This is a genomic window from Pseudomonas sp. EA_105y_Pfl2_R69 (genome assembly GCF_963970915.1).
Taxonomy (GTDB): domain Bacteria; phylum Pseudomonadota; class Gammaproteobacteria; order Pseudomonadales; family Pseudomonadaceae; genus Aquipseudomonas.
Window position 1 is genome coordinate 1 of sequence record NZ_CAXAOO010000006.1, and the last position, 17,846, is coordinate 17,846.

The 17,846-nt window shown below is 60.9% G+C and carries 21 protein-coding genes and 1 pseudogene; 12 read left to right on the forward strand and 10 right to left on the reverse strand.

Translation table 11 applies throughout. From position 1 onward, the window contains the following. A partial coding sequence (locus tag AACY13_RS16610) for a hypothetical protein (RefSeq protein WP_339462993.1) occupies positions 1-183 on the forward strand: 183 nt, incomplete at its 5' end. Here AACY13_RS16610 and AACY13_RS16615 read toward each other — a convergent pair. Beyond that, positions 149-588, reverse strand: a pseudogene (locus tag AACY13_RS16615) (hypothetical protein). The gene AACY13_RS16610 and the pseudogene AACY13_RS16615 overlap by 35 nt on opposite strands. Positions 589-737: 149 nt before the next feature. On the opposite strand from AACY13_RS16615, the gene AACY13_RS16620 reads away from it, so the two are divergent. The 8 genes from AACY13_RS16620 to AACY13_RS16655 all read left to right on the forward strand — a co-directional run bounded on the left by AACY13_RS16620 (position 738) and on the right by AACY13_RS16655 (position 5,268). Beyond that, complete coding sequence (locus AACY13_RS16620) at positions 738-1,103, forward strand: cupin domain-containing protein (RefSeq protein ID WP_339462694.1); 366 nt, start codon at positions 738-740, stop codon at positions 1,101-1,103. 88 nt (positions 1,104-1,191) lie between these two features. Continuing rightward, the gene (locus AACY13_RS16625; protein WP_339462695.1) at positions 1,192-1,512 is read left to right on the forward strand and encodes an isochorismate lyase; all 321 of its coding nucleotides are present in this window, start codon (positions 1,192-1,194) and stop codon (positions 1,510-1,512) included. 118 nt (positions 1,513-1,630) lie between these two features. After that, complete coding sequence (locus AACY13_RS16630; protein WP_339462696.1) at positions 1,631-2,026, forward strand: hypothetical protein; 396 nt, start codon at positions 1,631-1,633, stop codon at positions 2,024-2,026. An 82-nt stretch (positions 2,027-2,108) separates the two neighbouring features. Next, a complete protein-coding gene (locus AACY13_RS16635; RefSeq protein WP_339462697.1) occupies positions 2,109-2,663 on the forward strand; it encodes a YdeI/OmpD-associated family protein in 555 nt (184 codons plus the stop codon). 140 nt (positions 2,664-2,803) lie between these two features. Further along, positions 2,804-3,154, forward strand: a complete 351-nt coding sequence (locus tag AACY13_RS16640; RefSeq protein ID WP_339462698.1) for a VOC family protein — start codon at positions 2,804-2,806, stop codon at positions 3,152-3,154. 68 nt (positions 3,155-3,222) lie between these two features. After that, positions 3,223-3,639, forward strand: coding sequence for a hypothetical protein (locus AACY13_RS16645; protein ID WP_339462699.1), 417 nt, complete (start codon positions 3,223-3,225; stop codon positions 3,637-3,639). 191 nt (positions 3,640-3,830) lie between these two features. Next, positions 3,831-4,340 carry a hypothetical protein gene (locus AACY13_RS16650; protein WP_339462700.1) on the forward strand — a complete coding sequence of 170 codons (510 nt, stop codon included), beginning with the start codon at positions 3,831-3,833 and terminating at the stop codon, positions 4,338-4,340. A gap of 301 nt (positions 4,341-4,641) precedes the next feature. Further along, positions 4,642-5,268 (forward strand): dihydrofolate reductase family protein, encoded by a 627-nt coding sequence (locus AACY13_RS16655; protein WP_339462701.1) that lies wholly within the window; start codon positions 4,642-4,644, stop codon positions 5,266-5,268. An 88-nt stretch (positions 5,269-5,356) separates the two neighbouring features. Here the strand turns inward: AACY13_RS16655 and AACY13_RS16660 are convergent, their stop codons facing one another. Next, positions 5,357-6,445: an AI-2E family transporter gene (locus tag AACY13_RS16660; protein WP_339462702.1), complete on the reverse strand. Its 1,089-nt coding sequence runs from the start codon at positions 6,443-6,445 to the stop codon at positions 5,357-5,359. A gap of 130 nt (positions 6,446-6,575) precedes the next feature. After that, complete coding sequence (locus AACY13_RS16665) at positions 6,576-7,616, reverse strand: DUF2066 domain-containing protein (RefSeq protein WP_339462703.1); 1,041 nt, start codon at positions 7,614-7,616, stop codon at positions 6,576-6,578. Positions 7,617-7,828: 212 nt separating this feature from the next. On the opposite strand from AACY13_RS16665, the gene purM reads away from it, so the two are divergent. From purM to AACY13_RS16680, 3 genes are read left to right on the forward strand one after another with little or no spacing between them, the layout of a single operon-like run. Continuing rightward, complete coding sequence (purM, locus tag AACY13_RS16670; RefSeq protein ID WP_339462704.1) at positions 7,829-8,887, forward strand: phosphoribosylformylglycinamidine cyclo-ligase; 1,059 nt, start codon at positions 7,829-7,831, stop codon at positions 8,885-8,887. Next, entirely contained in the window at positions 8,887-9,552 is a 666-nt protein-coding gene (gene purN, locus AACY13_RS16675) for a phosphoribosylglycinamide formyltransferase (protein WP_339462705.1), read from the forward strand. The genes purM and purN overlap by 1 nt, the downstream gene beginning before the upstream one ends. Before the next feature lie 8 nt (positions 9,553-9,560). Next, positions 9,561-10,280, forward strand: coding sequence for a DUF3108 domain-containing protein (locus AACY13_RS16680; protein WP_339462706.1), 720 nt, complete (start codon positions 9,561-9,563; stop codon positions 10,278-10,280). A gap of 145 nt (positions 10,281-10,425) precedes the next feature. On the opposite strand, the gene AACY13_RS16685 is transcribed toward AACY13_RS16680, so the two are convergent. The 7 genes from AACY13_RS16685 to AACY13_RS16715 form a co-directional block, all read right to left on the reverse strand. Then, the gene (locus tag AACY13_RS16685; protein WP_339462707.1) at positions 10,426-10,965 is read right to left on the reverse strand and encodes a DUF2058 domain-containing protein; all 540 of its coding nucleotides are present in this window, start codon (positions 10,963-10,965) and stop codon (positions 10,426-10,428) included. 90 nt (positions 10,966-11,055) lie between these two features. After that, positions 11,056-11,889 carry a nucleoside triphosphate pyrophosphohydrolase gene (mazG, locus tag AACY13_RS16690; protein ID WP_339462708.1) on the reverse strand — a complete coding sequence of 278 codons (834 nt, stop codon included), beginning with the start codon at positions 11,887-11,889 and terminating at the stop codon, positions 11,056-11,058. A 146-nt stretch (positions 11,890-12,035) separates the two neighbouring features. Continuing rightward, positions 12,036-14,279 (reverse strand): GTP diphosphokinase, encoded by a 2,244-nt coding sequence (gene relA / locus AACY13_RS16695; protein ID WP_339462709.1) that lies wholly within the window; start codon positions 14,277-14,279, stop codon positions 12,036-12,038. A gap of 171 nt (positions 14,280-14,450) precedes the next feature. Beyond that, positions 14,451-15,803: a 23S rRNA (uracil(1939)-C(5))-methyltransferase RlmD gene (gene rlmD / locus AACY13_RS16700; RefSeq protein WP_339462710.1), complete on the reverse strand. Its 1,353-nt coding sequence runs from the start codon at positions 15,801-15,803 to the stop codon at positions 14,451-14,453. Next, positions 15,803-16,714, reverse strand: a complete 912-nt coding sequence (cysM, locus tag AACY13_RS16705) for a cysteine synthase CysM (protein WP_339462711.1) — start codon at positions 16,712-16,714, stop codon at positions 15,803-15,805. The genes rlmD and cysM overlap by 1 nt, the downstream gene beginning before the upstream one ends. An 86-nt stretch (positions 16,715-16,800) precedes the next feature. Further along, entirely contained in the window at positions 16,801-17,487 is a 687-nt protein-coding gene (locus AACY13_RS16710; protein WP_339462712.1) for a sensor histidine kinase, read from the reverse strand. Then, a complete protein-coding gene (locus tag AACY13_RS16715; protein WP_339462713.1) occupies positions 17,408-17,746 on the reverse strand; it encodes a histidine kinase sensor domain-containing protein in 339 nt (112 codons plus the stop codon). The genes AACY13_RS16710 and AACY13_RS16715 overlap by 80 nt, the downstream gene beginning before the upstream one ends. Positions 17,747-17,846: the final 100 nt, after the last annotated feature.

A 17,846-nucleotide genomic window follows, 5' to 3' on the forward strand; every position in this document is an offset into this window, starting at 1 on the left:
TTCGCGCAGCGGGGGCCAAGCGTTCAATCGATCACACAGATCATCATTGTTATCGGCCTTATTCCGCTGCAGGACTCGCCTGTTCCGACAGTGCTGCTGCTCACCACAACCACAAGAAAACCATCACGCCTTACTGATTACCCCGCCGTCAGGCGGGCTTTGCACTTTGCCAGTTACCGCTAAAACGTCGCTCGTGACACCACACCGCCCAGCAGATCCGTACCAGTTTATTGGCCAGCGCCACAGCCGCCTTGTTGTGGCCTATGCGTGCGGCGGTCTCGACGGCCCAGCGCTGTAACTCGGTCAGTTTCTCCGGCGTGCGCGCCTGGCAGCACTAGGCCGCCAGCAAGGCCGCACATAGCGCGGATGGATCAACATCACGGTATGCCCGTGCGCCTGCATCGTTCGGCCCCAGTAATGCGCCGTGCCACAGGCTTCCATCACCCACTCGACCGGCTCGCTTTGCTCCTGTATATATCGCCTAAACGCCTCTCGGTTCAGCCGCTTGCGCTGCACCACCTGGCCAGAACGGACACTCTCGGCAACTTGGTAAACGGACTTGGCCAGATCAACTGCGATTCGCTTCATAACGGCTCTCCCACTTTTCAACCCTCAACGCCTTGGTATAGAACCCTGGTGTGGGGAGAGTCCATTACAGCCTTCAAACCGCTCGCTTCGCTCACTGGGACGGGCTAAAGCCCGCCCCTTAACCAAACGTTAGCTGCAGGAGGTACTCAATGGAATATGAGGCACTGAACTTCGAAAACAAGCTTGCCCTCTTTGACGAGCAATGGGCACCAAAAGTCATCGCAGAGATGAATGACTACCAGTTTAAAGTAGTTAAGATAAAAGGTGATTTTGTCTGGCATGACCATAAGAACACAGATGAAACTTTTATTGTACTGGACGGAAATCTACGAATTGATTTCCGCGATGGCCATGTAAGCTTATCGAAAGGTGAAATGTACGTAGTCCCAAAGGGCAAGGAGCACAAACCTTTCGCAGAGAATGAAGTGAAAATTTTGCTCATTGAGCCACGCGGCGTGTTGAATACTGGTCACGAAGAAGGTGACCGTACCGCTCAAAATGATATCTGGATTTAAAAGCAGTTCACAAGTTGCTCACTGGGACGGGCTAAAGCCCGCCCCTTAACCAAACGTTAACCCCCCAGCCTAAAGCAGAGGCCTATACATGGAAGTAGTAAATAGTTTGAAACCCAACGAATGCACCGACATGGAGAGTATTCGCGGCGAAATAGATCTTCTTGACAGGGCTGTAATTAAAATCCTGGGGGCTCGTTTCAAATACGTTTTGGCTGCGACAAAATTTAAAACCTCGGAAACCTCCGTGCGTGCCCCTGAGCGCTTCACCGCGATGCTGGCCAAGCGTCGCGAGTGGGCTGCAAGTGAAGGTCTAAACCCTGACGCAGTCGAAAAACTCTACACTGACCTGGTAAATCACTTTATAGAAGAAGAAATGGCTCGCTGGAAGTCTCACCAGACAAAAGTCTAACCAAGGCTTCAAGTCGTTCGCCTCGCCCACCCGGGACCGGCTAAAGCCGGCCCCTAAGCAAACGTGATGACGCAAGGTAGATTTATATAGCCCCCCACTGATAGCACATGAGGGAACTATGGATTTTATAATAAGTAACTTCAAATGGATCATGCTGCTGTCTGGCGCATTAACAGCGACAATGTTCTATGGCCTTATTGCGCCTCAGGCGGCACTGGAATCGATGTTCGGCACCTCATTTGACGGCCAGCTAGAATTCATGATTATTCGCAGCTGGTCGGCCCTAGTTGGCCTTATAGGCGTCATTCTGATTTATGGCGCACTAAACGAAAGACACCGAGTATTTTCTGCTTCCATAGCGGCGCTGAGTAAGGCAATTTTTGTGTCGCTGGTCATGATCTATGGTCAGACTTTTCTGAGTCAGGCCACTCCAGCGGTCGCCATGGATTTAGCCGTTATCATGTGCACCGTAATTTTCTTGATAGCTGTAAGAGCTCGGCGTTCGGCAGCATAGCAATTGGCTCAAATCGCTCGCTGGGACGGGCTAAAACCCGCCCCTTAACCAAACGTTAGGCGTATCAGTGGGAGGAACTGCAATGGCCAAAGTCGATGTAATATCCCGATTCGAAGCAAAGCTTCTGCGCCCGGCAAAGCCTGGTAGTGATACGTCGTGGGCGTTCGTAGTCCTGCCAAGAGAGGCGAGTGAAAAGCTTCCGAGACGGGGACGGACGACCGTTAAGGGCACAATCAATGGGCAGCATTTCCAGGCTACTCTTGAGCCGGATGGTCAACTGAGCCACTGGCTACAGATAAGTCGTACGTTGCACGAAGCCGCAGGCGCGGCCGTTGGGGATAGCGTCACGCTAGAGCTAACCCCCGTGGAAAAGGAGCCCGAGCCTGACCTTCCAGCAGACTTTCAGGAGGCACTGACAGCCGCTCCTGAGGCTCGTAAGGTTTGGAACGAGACGACGACCCTCGCACGATTGGACTGGATACACTGGATTACTTCAGCCAAACAACTTAAGACGCGCGCAAAACGGATTGGTGATGCCTGCGATATGCTTGCGTCCGGCAAGAAGCAGGTGTGTTGTTTCGACCAATCTGGCTACTACAGCAAGGCCTTCCGTGCGCCCGAGGCAGCAAACTCTTAAATGGGACATAGCGTTGAATACGTCTAGGGTCTGTTGCCGCTTCGTCACGGGCCGCGTTGCCGCGAACGAAACGGCAACAGACCCTAGCAGGCACTTAGCTTAATTGTTAGGCCGTACAACGCAAACCTGAGGTGCCGGGAGTGAAAGTTCTAAGAGTAGTAGCCGATATCGAGACATCCGATGCGCAGGAGGTTCATGCATTTTACTCCGGTGTGCTCGGCCTCGACCTCGTCATGGACCACGGCTGGATACGCACTTATGCCTCCAAAGAGCAGATGACCGTCCAGGTCAGCTTCGCAAGCGAAGGCGGCTCGGCTACACCCGTTCCGGCACTGTCGATAGAGGTTGACGACCTCGATGAAGCACTACGAAGAGTCAAGGATGCCGCAATCCCCATTGAGTACGGCCCCACGAGCGAGCCTTGGGGAGTGCGCCGGTTCCATGTTCGTGACCCGCTCGGCAAACTCATCAATATCCTGCAACATGAGTAGGCAAGAGCGGCCTAAGCACCCACCGCACAATCTAATTAGTTCAGGCGTTATGCATTAAGGGCTTACCAGTGCGCAAACCGGTAGTACAAGAAGAAATCACGGGGTGTGGAATTGCATCGATTGCTAACATTCTGGGAAAAACCTATCCAGAGATGAAGGCCATAGCCAATGCCATGGGTATTTATGCGTCAGATAAATCACTGTGGTCCGATACCCAATATGTTCGGCGCATGTTGTCCAGCGCAGGCATTCAAACCTCGAAGGACGAAGTTCCCTTTGAGTCCTGGCAGGCATTGCCCGATCTGGCGCTATTGTCCATCAAGCATCATCAGGAAGAAGGTAAAGACTTCTGGCATTGGGTTGTCTTCAAGCGCCTGGACGGCCAACCTTTCGTGCTGGATTCGGCCAGCTACCTGCCGTCCAATATCCGCCAGGACTTCGAAGCCATGCAGCCCAAGTGGTTTATCGAGGTCAATAATGCATAGCCGTTGGTTCAAATCGCTCGCCACGCTCACCGGGCTAGGCTAAAGCCCGCCCCCTCACCTATTCTTAGGCCCCGGGCGGCCACAGATGCATGCTTTGCTCACACCTCGAGCCCTATGGCGTCCTTTTGGGGCAGTCGCTCTCACGGTACGCAGGACGCTCGTGCAACCACGGAAAATGAAAGGTAAGAGAGATGAGCAGGATCTGGACGATAGTTGCAAAAGAACTTCGAGAAGCCTTGCCGGCGACGCTGTTCTTTCTGTTCTTGTTTCACCTGATCGGCCTTACCAAGGCCGTAATGCTGGACGAATACAGTTTCACTGCGCTCCGCGCCACAGGCGCGACTGTGGGTGCCCTGATCGTAGCCAAAGCGATTCTCATCGTAGAGGCACTGCCGATCGCACATCTTTTTTCGAGCAGGCGGATATTTCAAATACTCTGGAAGACATTGCTGTATGGCGTGATGACGCTACTTTTCCGGCTCGTAGAAGAACTCATTCCCCTCGTGTCAAAGCATGGTGACCTGGCATCCGCCATAAGGGCCATGTATGGAGAGACCTCCTGGGCGCTATTCACAGTCTTGGCACTCTGGATTTTCGGGGGGCTGTTTCTCTACGCGCTTACCAGTGAACTGGTAAAGGCTGTCGGCCCGGACAAGGTCAAAGAGGCCCTATTCGGTGGCACGAAACGTCGCGCAGGGTGAGCGCGGCTGATGCAGCCTAGCAATTCATATAGGGCCCCTTCCCCTGGCAGTGAGAAATAGCTTTTCCAACCCTGTCGTCAGCGCAGTTGCACACGTATCTCCGGCCTGTGCCGGAGGCCAAGCGATCAAGCGATCATATGGATCGGCCTGCTTAATCGTTAGGCAGCCCGCCAGACACCGCCCTGTCGATTTCGCAGAGTCTCGTTCGACTATCCGTTAGGGAATGCCGCCGATTGGTTGCAGTGATTGCAGGGGCATTCCCTGTACCAGAACTTTCGCCAGGACGCACGTGGAGAAAGCTATGCGCACGCTGATCGTTGCTGAACACATCAGCCTAGATGGCGTTATTCAATCCCCCGGCGGGCCTGAAGAAGACCCCAGCGGTGAATTCCACCTCGGCGGCTGGATAGCGCCCTATAACGACGAAGCCCTCGGCCAGGATTTGCAGGCCCTGCTCTCGCAACCCTTCGAGTTGTTACTGGGGCGTCGGACCTACGAAATATTCGCGGCGTATTGGCCGCACGTACTGGCCGACTCAGCTCATCACAGCATCGCGGCCCTGTTCAACAGCGTGCCTAAGCACGTGGCCACGCACCGTTCCGATACGCTTGGCTGGCAGAACAGTCATGCGCTGAAGGGCGACCTTGCCGCTGCGATACGCACGCTTAAACAGCGAGACGGCGTCAACCTATTGACCTGGGGTAGCGGCGAGATGGTGCGCCAACTGCTTGCCGCCGGGTTGGTGGACGAACTTCGCCTGATGATCTACCCCGTCATGCTCGGGCGCGGCAAGCACTTATTCGGCGACAACGCACAACCCTCGGCCTTTACCCTGATGCATTCGAGCAGCACACCTAGCGGTGTACTGCTCGCCCGCTACGCGCGCAGCGGTGAGGTGCGTACAGGGGTGGTCGGGAAAATGGAGTAGGAAAGACCGTGGCGACTAACCAAGGCTTCCAGGTGACGCCCCACGTCATGCGCTCGGCGCGCCTGACCGCGGCGTCAGCCTCTGCTGTTCAATCCGAGGCTCGCTCAGCCACCTCTTCCACTGGCGCGCCATAGGTATCGGACTGTTTGTAGAAGTCATGCAGATGACGCGCCAGCACCATGATCACCGCCGCCACCGGCAAGGCCAGGAGGATGCCGGTAAAGCCGAACAGCTGGCCGCCCGCCATAATTGCGAAGATCACCGCCACCGGGTGCAAGCCGATGCGATCCCCCACCAGCAGGGGGGTCAGCAGCATGCCTTCAAGCATCTGCCCGACCACAAACACCGCGGCAATGCCCAGCAGCGGGTAGAAATCCACGCCGAACTGGAACAGCCCGGCGGTCAGGGCCGCGCCGATGCCGACCACCACCCCCAGGTACGGCACGATACTGGCCAGGCCGGCCAGCACACCGATCAGCAGCCCCAGTTCCAGGCCGATCAGCATCAGGCCGGTGGCATACATCACGCCCAGCGCCAGCATCACCAGCAACTGGCCGCGCAGGAATGCCCCCAGCACCTCATGGCACTCGCTGAACAGCTGCACCACCAGCCCTTCCCGGCCGCGCGGCAGCAGGCTGCGCAGCTTGGCGACCATCAGGTCCCAGTCGCGCATCAGGTAGAAGCTCACCACCGGGATCAGCATCAGGTTGGCCAGCCAGGCCAGTAGCGCCAGCCCCGAAGCGGTGGCCTTGGACAGCAACATGCCGAGAATATCGGTGGTCTTGTCCACCTGTCCGGAAAAGGCCTCCTTGAGCTTGTCGAAACGCCAGAAGCCATCGGCCAGGCCGAGCTTGAGCTGCACCCAGGGCAGCGCCTGGTTTTGCAGCCAGTCGAGAATTTCGGGGGCCATTTCGTAGAGGCGCATCAACTGTTTGCCCAGCATGGGCACCAGCACCAGCAGCAAAATGGCCATCACCAGGCCGATCAGCGCAAACACCACCACCACACCCCAGGTGCGCGAAAGCTTCCAGCGCTCGAAGCGATCCACCAGCGGGTCGCCCATATAGGCCAACAGCACGCCGATCAGAAAGGGCGACAGGATCGGCTGCAACAGATACAGCAACCAGCCCAGCAGCAACACCCCTGCTATCCATAACCACCGCTGAGAATCAATCATGCTGCGCTCTCCATTAGCCAAACAGTCCAATCGGGGGGATTGCCCGAGCACGGGCGGCCGGGGCGCAACGACAGAGCTGCTCTGCCGCTGGCCGGGCTTAACCTAACAGGCCCTACCCGGGGCCAGCAGTCTACCAGCGAAAGCGCAGCACATCCGTGCGCGGCAGAATGCGTGGCCCGGGTTCGCCGTCGGTGGCAGCCTCCGCGTCGGATTCAGTGGCCGGGGCCTGCTCGGTGACTTCATGCAGCTGCGCCAATGCCAGCTGGGCGCGAAGCTGTTCGACGCTGGCATTTACCTGAAAAGTCAGGGTCTCGCCCTGGACCTTGCTCAGCTGCGCGGCAAAGGGTTCGAGAAGCCGCTGCAGTTCGGCATACCGCTTGAGGTCAACCCCTTGTATCTCGAGAGTCAGGCTGGTGGCGGCACCCGGGGTGACAACAAAGCGCGGGGCCAGGCGCTGGCTGACAGCCAGCAGCAGCGCATCGGCCAGCGCCGCCTGATTGGCACCCTGGGCCTTGCCCTGCTCGCGCTCGTCGCCGAGCCACAGGCGCCACTCGGCCTGCCATTGGCCGTCGGATTCACGGGCCAGCACGGCCAGTTGCGCATCCGCGGCGTAGCGTTCCGAGGCCGAGCGCAGGGCGTCCGGCTCGCCGGCCAGGAGGTTTTCCGGGGTTGCCAGCAGCTGTTCGCTGAGATCGGCCAAGGGCAAGCGCAGCGGTAAACCGCGGTATTGCGCCGCCTGGCGCAACACCTGGGCAGCGCTCTGACCGTCACCGACCAGGCTGCTGCCCTCGCTGCCATCATTCAACCACCAGGCCAGAATCGCCGGGCGGTTGGCACCCCACAGGGCAAAATCCGCCTGGCGCAGCGCGCGCTCGGTGCTAATCGAGTCGAACTCGACCAGCAAGGCATCGCCCTCATAGCCATATTTGCTCACAACCTGCTGCGGCTCCTTGCGCAACTGCGCCAGTGCCGGGCTTTGCGCCGCATCGGCCTTACCGGTCAAACGCTGGATCAAGGTTTCCAGGGCCCTCCCCAGCGCCGCATCGCGCTCTTCCGGCTGCTGGCTGGCGACCGGCTCGCGGACCTGATACAGATCGGCCACCGGCGCAGCCAGGCCCGGCAGGCTGAACAGCGGCAAACACACGAGGAGCAGGCGAGCAGACAGGCGCATGGGGGATTCTCGACGGACGGAAAGTGGCACACGACGGTCTGGCAGGCCGCGTGCGAAGGCCTATACCTTAAACAGCCGCCCCAACGCCCGCAACCATCGCACCGCCCGGGTGGCCGCTGCCCGGCAAGCCTGATAAAATCGCGCGCCTTCGTAGACGGGCTGCACAGCAGCGCCGTTGCCTACCCGAATTCCCTCCTTAAAGGCCTGGATCTATGAGCAAGCAACCCTCCATCAGCTACAAGGACGCAGGCGTGGATATCGACGCTGGCGAAGCCCTGGTCGAACGCATCAAAAGCGTGGCCAAGCGCACCGCACGTCCGGAAGTCATGGGTGGGCTGGGCGGCTTCGGCGCGCTGTGCGAGATCCCGGCCGGCTACAAGCAGCCCGTACTGGTCTCCGGTACCGACGGCGTCGGTACCAAGCTGCGCCTGGCGCTGAACCTGAACAAGCACGACAGCATCGGCCAGGACCTGGTCGCCATGTGCGTCAACGACCTGGTGGTCTGTGGTGCCGAGCCGCTGTTCTTCCTCGATTACTACGCCACCGGCAAGCTCAATGTCGATGTGGCCGCCACCGTGGTCACCGGCATCGGCGCGGGCTGCGAGCTGGCCGGTTGCTCCCTGGTCGGCGGCGAAACCGCCGAGATGCCGGGCATGTATGAGGGTGAAGACTACGACCTGGCCGGTTTCTGCGTCGGTGTGGTGGAAAAGGCCGAAATCATCAACGGCTCCAAAGTCGCCACCGGTGACGCGCTGATCGCCCTGCCGTCTTCCGGCCCGCACTCCAACGGCTACTCGCTGATCCGCAAGATCATCGAGGTATCGGGTGCTGAAATCGAAACCACCCAGGTCGATGGCAAGCCGCTGACCGACCTGCTGATGGCCCCTACCCGCATCTACGTCAAGCCGCTGCTCAAGCTGATCAAGGACACTGGCGCGGTCAAGGCCATGGCCCACATCACCGGCGGCGGTCTGCTCGACAATATCCCCCGCGTGCTGCCCAAAGGTGCCCAGGCCGTGGTCGACGTGGCCAGCTGGACCCGCCCGGCGGTATTCGACTGGCTGCAGGAAAAAGGCAACGTCGACGAGCACGAGATGCACCGCGTACTCAACTGCGGCGTCGGCATGGTGATCTGCGTGGCCCAGGACCAGGTCGAGCTGACCCTGCAAACCCTGACCGCCGCTGGCGAACAGCCCTGGGTCATCGGCCAGATCGGCGCAGCCGCCGAAGGTGCCGCCCAGGTCGTACTGAACAATCTGAAAAGCCACTAATGGCGGCAGACTGCAATGTAGTGGTGCTGATCTCCGGTTCCGGCAGCAACCTGCAGGCGCTGATCGACAGCACCCTGGCCGCTGCTGACGCCTCCAAGAGCGGCCCGGCCCGCATCCGCGCGGTGATTTCCAACCGCGCCGATGCCTATGGGCTGCAGCGTGCGCAAGATGCCGGCATCGCCACCCGGGTACTCGACCACAAGCAGTTCGACGGCCGCGAAGCCTTCGACGCCGCCCTGATCGAAGCCATCGACGCCTACAACCCGCAACTGGTGGTGCTGGCCGGTTTTATGCGCATTCTCACCCCCGGCTTCGTTCGCCACTACGCCGGCCGCCTGCTGAATATCCACCCATCCCTGCTGCCTAAGTACAAAGGCCTGCATACCCATCAACGGGCTCTGGAAGCCGGTGATCGCGAGCATGGCTGCAGCGTGCACTTCGTCACCGAGGAACTCGACGGTGGCCCTCTGGTCGTACAGGCAGTAATACCGGTACAGTCGGATGACTCGCCAACCAGCCTGGCGCAGCGGGTTCATGCCCAGGAACACCTGATCTATCCGCTGGCCGTGACCTGGTTTGCCGAGGGTCGCCTGCACCTTGCAGCTCAAGGCGCAATGCTCGACGGGCATGCATTGCCGAGTACCGGCCAGATAATTCGAACCTAGGAGAGAACATGCGTCGCGCCTTACTGTTCGCACTTGCACTGCTCAGCCTGCCAGCCCTCGCCGCCGGCGCGCTGAAACCCTTCTCCGCCAGCTACACCGCCGACTGGAAGCAACTGCCCGTCAGCGGCACGGCCTCACGCAGCCTGGAGGCTATAGGCAACGACCAATGGAAGCTCAGCTTCGAAGCCTCGATGCTGGTCGCCAGCCTTACCGAACAAAGCACCCTGCGCTTCGAAAACACAGCCCTGCTGCCCCAGTCCTACCTGTATGAACGCAGCGGCCTGGGCAAGGGCAAGAAGATCGAGCACACCTTCGACTGGCAAGCCAAACAGGTCGTCGGCTCGGATCGCGGCAAGCCCGTGCGCCTGCCGCTCAATCGCGGCCTGCTGGACAAGTCGTCCTACCAACTGGCCCTGCAGTATGACGTGGCCGCCGGCAAGCAGAGCATGAGTTACCAGGTGGTCGACGGCGACGAAGTGGAAACCTACGACTTCCGCGTGCTGGGCGAGGAAAGCGTGCGCACCAAGGCCGGCCTGATCGACGCGGTCAAGGTCGAGCGCGTACGCGACCCGACTCAGACCAGCCGCAAGACCGTACTCTGGTTCGCCAAGGACTGGAACTACCTGCTGGTACGCCTGCACCAGGTGGAAACCGACGGCAAGGAATACCAGATCATGCTCAAAGACGGCACGGTCGACGGCAAGCCGGTCGAAGGTCGCCGCGACTGAGTATGCGCCAGGCATAAAAAAACCGAGCCAGTGGCTCGGTTTTTTTATGCCGATAAACCCATAGTGCTGCGTGAGATAGACGCTGTTGCAGGAGCGGGCTGGCCCACGAGCCTTTAGCCAAGTCCTAGATGTAAGGCATTCGCCATCACCACATCAAATCATCCGGCACCTGGTAGGCCGCGTACGGATCGTCGGCATCCGGCGCTTCGGTCGGGGTATTGAGCAGCACCACGCGCTGGGCGTCGCGCTCCTGAATTTTCAGCGCCGCCTCGCGCGGGATCACTTCGTAGCCGCCGCCGTGGCGGACGATGGCCAGCGAGCCGCTGCTGAGCTTGTCGCGCATCAGCTTGTTCACCGACAGGCGCTTGACCTTCTTGTCGTCGACGAAGTTGTAGTAATCCTCGCTGGTCAGCTTGGGTAGGCGCGACACCTCGATCAGCTGCTTGATCTGGGCGGCACGGGCCTTCTGCTCGATCTTCTCCTGCTGCTGGCGATTGAGTTCCTGATCGCGGGCGGCCTTCTCGGCCATGGCCTGCTGGGCGGCGAGCTTCTGCGACTCATCCTTCTCGATATGGCCCTTCTGCTCCAGGCGCTGTTTTTTCTGTTTTTCCTTGCCGGCCTGTTTGGCCTGCTTTTCGTTGACCAGCCCGGCTTTAAGCAACTGATCGCGTAGTGAGAGAGCCATAACCTACCTTTCCAACAATCAATATTGGGTGGGCGTGCCCACCAGAATCGTTACGCGGTATCCGCAGCGGGCGTTATCCCGCCCAGCTGTTCAGCAATCCGGGGCTTGCTGCTTTTCCAGCTTCTTGGCCTCGCCCCAGAGCGCGTCCAGTTCATCCAGGGCGCAATCTTCCATGTTGCGCCCCGCTTCGCGCAATGCCTGCTCGATAAAACGAAAGCGCCGCTCGAACTTGCCATTGGCGGCGCGCAGAGCGGTTTCGGGGTCGACCTTGAGGTGCCGCGCCAGGTTGCCGACCACAAACAAGAGATCGCCGATCTCGTCGCTAATAGCCTCGGGGTCGTTCTCGCTCATGGCCTCCAGCACTTCATCCAGCTCTTCGCGCACCTTGTCCAGCACCGGCAAGGCGTCCGGCCAATCGAAACCGACCTGGGCGGCACGCTTCTGCAGCTTGATCGCCCGGCTCAGCGATGGCAGAGCCACCGGCACATCATCAAGCAAGGACAGCTGCTCGGGGACGGCGGCCTTCTCGGCGCGCTCTTCGGCCTTGAGTTCTTCCCAGCGCTGCTTGACGGCGGCCTCTGCCAGCCTGGCCACGTCCACCGCGCCATACAGATCGCCATCGGGGAACACATGCGGGTGACGCCGAACCAGCTTGCGGGTAATACCATCGACCACCTGGGCAAACTCGAAGCGCCCTTCCTCGCGGGCCAGCTGGCTGTAATACACCACTTGGAACAGCAGATCGCCCAGCTCGCCGGGCAGATGTTCGAAGTCGCCGCGCTCGATGGCATCAGCCACCTCGTAAGCCTCCTCGATGGTGTAGGGCACGATGGTGGCGTAGTTCTGCTTGAGGTCCCACGGGCAGCCGTGCTGCGGGTCACGCAAACGGGCCATCAGATGCAACAGGTCGTCGAGTTGGTACATAAGATTCCTTTACATACGTAGCCCTGAGCGTCGCGAGCGAAGGTCAGACAAGGCGAAGGGGAAGCGAAAAAGCGGAGTTGGCTTATGCCAATGAGAATTTTTCACTTCCCCTTCAACGCAGTATCACGCGCGCAGCCCGCAGCAGCTCAGGAAACCCGGTGGCGGCGCGCTTCGATAATATTGGGCAGCTGGGAAATACGCCCCAGCAGCCGCCCCAGGGCATCCAGACCGGGAATCTCCACGGTGATCGACATCGACGCGGTGTTGTCGTCCTTGTTCGAGCGGGTGTTGACCGCCAGTACATTGAGCTTCTCGTTGAGCAGCATCTGGGTCACATCGCGCAGCAGGCCGGAGCGGTCGTAGGCCTTGATGATGATGTCCACCGGGTAAGTCTGCACCGGCACCGGCCCCCAGCTGACCTGGATAATCCGCTCCGGCTCGCGACTGCCGAGTTGCAGCACCGAGGCGCAATCCTGGCGATGGATGCTGACCCCGCGGCCCAGGGTGATATAGCCAACGATCGGATCGCCCGGCAGCGGCTGGCAGCAGCCGGCCATCTGCGTCAGCAGGTTGCCGACGCCCTGAATCTGGATATCGCCGCGCTTGCCTGGCTTGAAGCCCAGCGCCTTGCGCGGGATCAGCTCGAGCTGCTCGTTGACCCGATCCGGCTCGACCAGCTGCTGCGCCAGGTTGACCAGTTGCGCCAGGCGCAAATCACCCGCGCCGAGGGAGGCGAACAGGTCCTCGCTGGTCTTCATATTGGCCTTCTCAGCCAGCTTGCCGAAGTCCACATGCGGCAGTGCCAGGCGCTGCAGTTCGCGCTCCAACTGGGCCTTGCCGGCCGCAACGTTCTGGTCGCGATCCTGCAGCTTGAACCAGTGGACGATCTTCGCCCGCGCCCGCGAGGTGGTGACGTAACCGAGGTTGGAGTTCAACCAGTCGCGACTCGGCGTGCCGTGCTTGCTGGTGATGATCTCCACCTGCTCGCCGGTCTGCAGGCTGTAGTTGAGCGGCACGATACGCCCGTTGATTTTCGCGCCACGGCAGTTGTGGCCGATCTCGGTGTGCACGCGGTAGGCAAAATCCAGCGGCGTCGCGCCCTTGGGCAGGTCGATGGCGTGACCGTCCGGGGTGAAGACATAGACCCGGTCCGGCTCGATATCCACGCGCAGCTGTTCGGCCAGGCCGCCGATATCGCCCAGTTCCTCATGCCATTCGAGGACCTGACGCAGCCAGGAAATCTTCTCTTCGTAATGGTTGGAGCTGGCTTTGACGTCGGTGCCCTTGTAGCGCCAGTGCGCGCATACGCCCAGCTCGGCCTCTTCGTGCATGGCCTGGGTGCGGATCTGCACTTCCAGCACCTTGCCTTCCGGGCCGAGCACGGCGGTATGCAGCGAGCGGTAGCCGTTTTCCTTGGGGTTGGCGATATAGTCGTCGAACTCCTTGGGGATATGCCGCCACAGGGTGTGCACGATACCTAGGGCGGTGTAACAATCGCGCACCTCCGGCACCAACACACGCACCGCGCGCACGTCGTATATCTGGCTGAACTGCAGACCCTTGCGCTGCATCTTGCGCCAGATCGAATAGATATGTTTGGCCCGGCCGCTGATGTCGGCCTTGACCCCGGTGGCCTCCAACTCGCCGCGCAACTGCCCCATCACTTCATTGATGTAGTGCTCACGATCGAGCCGGCGCTCGTGCAGCAACTTGGCGATCTGCTTGTACTGCTCGGGCTCCAGGTAACGGAAGGACAGGTCCTCCAGCTCCCATTTGATATGGCCGATACCCAAGCGGTGGGCCAGCGGCGCATAGATATCGAACACCTCGCGGGCCACCCGCTGACGCTTCTCATCGTCGGCTTCCTTCACCGCACGGATGGCGCAGGTGCGCTCGGCCAGCTTGATCAGCGCCACGCGCACATCGTCGACCATGGCCACCAGCATCTTGCGCAGGTTCTCCACCTGCGCCTGGGAGCCGAGCACCAGGGAGTCGCGCGGGTTCAGCGAAGCGCTGATCGCCGCCATGCGCAGCACGCCGTCGACCAGCTTGGCCACCACCGGACCGAAGCGCTGATGCACGGCTGCCAGCGGCACCTTGCCTTCGCGCACGCAGCGGTAGATCACCGCCGCCACCAGGGAGTCCTGATCGAGCTTGAGGTCTGCGAGGATCTCGGCGATTTCAAGCCCTGCGCGAAAACTCGACGCGCCCTCGGTCCACAGGTTCTGCGCGGCATTGGCTTGCTGCTCGGCCTCACGGGCGAACTCGCAGGCTTCACGCAGGGCCTCGTGATCCAGCGCTGGATCGACACTCAGTACATGCGCGAGCCAGGCTTCAAGGTTGATGCTGCCGTCATCGTTGATCGGCTGATGCGCTCTGACCTGAACCATCTTGGTTACCTTCCCTACGGCATGCACTACACACGCCGAACAGTCACCAGCCGTCTACGGGCTGGTCAGTTTGACCACTTTAAGGTGTACGTCCTGTACGCCCCTGCTGCACATGGATAGGGCCTAAGCGGTAAAACCAAGCACTTTTCCAGCTCACCCATGTGCGTTCATCTACTGCCTTACAAACAGCGCCATCGCTTCGACGTGCGCGGTTTGCGGAAACATGTCGAGGATACCGGCCCGTTCCAGCCGATAACCCAACGCCTGCAACTCGGCGCTGTCGCGGGCCAGGGTCGTCGGGTTGCACGAAACATAGAGCACCCGCTTGACGCCCAGCTCGGCCACCTGACGGACCACCGCCAACGCACCATCGCGCGGCGGGTCGAGCAGCACCGCGGCAAAGCCGCCCTGCGCCCAGTCAGCCCCGGCCAGCGGGTTGGACAGATCGGCCTGAAAAAAGTGCGCATTGCCCAGACCGTTGTGTGCGGCATTCTCAGCGGCGCGCTCGACCATGGCCTGCACCCCCTCCACCGCCACCAGCTCCTGCACCCGCTGGGCCAGCGGCAGGGCGAAATTGCCCAGGCCACAGAACAGATCCAGCACCCGCTCATCGGCCTGCGGCGCGAGCCACTCCAGGGCCTGCGCAACCATGGCATCGTTGACCGGCTGGTTGACCTGAACAAAATCGCCGGGCCGGTAAGCCAGGTCGAGATCAAACGCATCCAGGCGATAGCTCAGCTGCTGCGCCGGATCAAACGGCTGCGGCTCGGCACTGCCGTGCAACCACAGCTGCGCATCCTGCTCAGTGCAGAACGCCTGCAAACGGGCCAGATCCGCCTCGCTCAATGCAGCAGTATGCCGTATCAGCACAGCACTGCTGCTGCCGCTGAACAACTCGACATGACCAATGGACTGGGGTTTATCCAGCTCACGCAAAACCTGGGGCAGCGCACGCAGGATCGGCTGCAAGGGCTGTACCAGAACCGGGCAATCGTCGATGGCGATGATGTCCTGGCTGGCGACGGCGCGGAAGCCGACAGCCAGGCGCTTGGCCTTGTTGTCCCAGCGCACGGCGATACGTGCGCGGCGGCGATAGCCCAGCTCCGGGCCAACCAAAGGCTCTGCCCATTCGCGCGGCTCAAGGTTGGCCAGACGGCTCAACTGCTCGCCGAGCATGCGCTGTTTCAGGGCAAGCTGATCGGCATGGGGCATATGCTGCAGGCTGCAGCCACCACAGACCTTGGCATGAGCGCAGGCCTCACTGCGGCGTTCGGCGCTGGCGGTGAGAATCCGCTCGACCCGCGCCTCGACCACCTTGCCATGTGCACCGAGTACCCGCGCCTCGATCTGCTCGCCGGCCAGCGCGCCGCTGACGAACCAGGTACGCCCTTCGCTGAAACCGATGCCCCGACCATCGCCCGCCAGGCGTTCGATCGCCAGTTTCTGCTTCTTGCCCACCGGCACCTGGGTTGCACGGGAACCACCGCTGGGTTGAAAGCGCAGACCGCCGTCTTTCTTGGCCATCAGTTGCTCTGGCCATCAGTGCTCGGCGCGTCGTAAACGCCACTGGACAGGTAACGGTCGCCACGGTCGCAGATGATCGCCACCATCACCGCGTTCTCGACTTCCCGGGACAAACGCAGCATGGCCGCCACCGAACCGCCGGAGGACACTCCACAGAAGATGCCTTCCTCGCGCGCCAGACGGCGCATCACCTCTTCGGCTTCCTGCTGGCCCATATCGATGATGTGATCGACCCGCTCGGCCTGATAGATTTTCGGCAGGTATTCCTGGGGCCAACGGCGGATACCGGGAATCGCAGCGCCTTCCATCGGCTGCAGACCGACGATCTGCACCTCGGGATTCTGTTCCTTCAAGAAACGCGACACACCCATGATGGTGCCGGTGGTGCCCATGGAGCTGATGAAGTGGGTGATTTCGCCGCCTGTCTGCTGCCAGATTTCCGGGCCGGTGCCGCGGTAATGGGCCTCGGGGTTGTCGCCATTGGCGAACTGGTCGAGCACCTTGCCTTTACCATCGGCCTGCATCTGCAGGGCCAGGTCGCGGGCCTCCTCCATGCCGCCCACCAGGATCAACTCGGCACCATAGGCGCTCATCGCCGCCTTGCGTTCGGCGGTGGAGTTGTCCGGCATGATCAGGATCATCCGGTAGCCCTTGATCGCCGCCGCCATGGCCAGGGCGATACCGGTGTTGCCGGATGTGGCCTCGATCAACACGTCGCCGGGGTGGATATCGCCGCGCAACTCGGCGCGATTGATCATCGACAGCGCCGGGCGGTCCTTTACCGAACCCGCCGGATTATTGCCTTCCAGCTTCAGCAACAGGGTATTGCTGGTGTTACCCGGCAGGCGCTGCAAGCGCACCAGCGGGGTGTTGCCGATGCAATCGGCGATAGTGGGGTATTGCAGGCTCATGGCGAACGTGGCGATCCATAGGCAAAGAAGGCACCCATGATAACGGCAAACCGGCGGCAGCCATAACGGCAGTCGCACCCACAGCCTCAGGCCGCGGGTAAATGCAGGTAGATGCGTAAACCCGGATGGGCGTTTTCGGCGTACATACGTCCGCCCTGCCCGTCGATGGCGCTGCGCGCGATGCTCAGTCCCAGGCCAAAGCCACCGTCACCCGGCCGGGCTCCGTTGAGGCGGGTGACGGGTAGAAATATCTGCGCCAACTGCTGCGGTACACCTGGCCCCTGGTCTTCCAGCCACAGGTGCCATTCATCCGCCTGCGCCTGCCCGCAGAGGCGGATCAGCCCGGCCTCGGGCGAATAGCGGATGGCATTGCGCAGGATGTTCTCCAACGCCAGGGCCAGGGCGTTAAGGTTGCAGGATAGATGACAGCCCGGCGCGACGGCATACACCAGGCGCTCGGGCTCCCAGTCACTTTCAAAACAGGCGCGTTCGCACAACATGTCCCAGAGCGCCTCCAGATCCACCGGCTCGGCGGCCAACCGCGGGCGCTCGGTATCCAGCCAGGCCAGCTCCAGCGTATCGTCGACCAGCCGCTGCATCAGCTGCACCTCATGCATCACCCGCTGCGTAAGGCTTTGGCCTTGCAGCCCACCCTCGGCGGCGACCCGCAGACAGCTGAGCGGGGTGCGCAGCTCATGGGAACGATCGCGCAAACGCACCAGCGGGGCAATCAATACCCGGTAAAGACCCATGCAGAACAGTAACGCCAACATCCCTGCGGGTCAGCCATAACAGGGCTTGGCGATATTCCCAGGGGCGAAAACGTTCGGGCAGCTGAATAACCAGATGCCCACCAACGTTGGCAAAGGGAATGTCTATATAAGGCAGCTCGCTCGAGCGGCGGCTCATCGGCCAGTCCAGTTGGCGCATAAAGGTCAGGCGCTCACGCTGCCTCAGGGTCAACGCCTGGCTGCCAAGCGGCTGCAACTCAGCGTCCAGCAGCAGCGCAGCGCTCGCTTCACGCTCACGCAAACGCCGCAGAGGGTGACGCAGTAACCGCTGCCCAGCAGGTGCTGCTGCACATGGCTGGCCCGCAGAGGATCATCTTCAACCGCAAGAGTCCGCGCGGCGG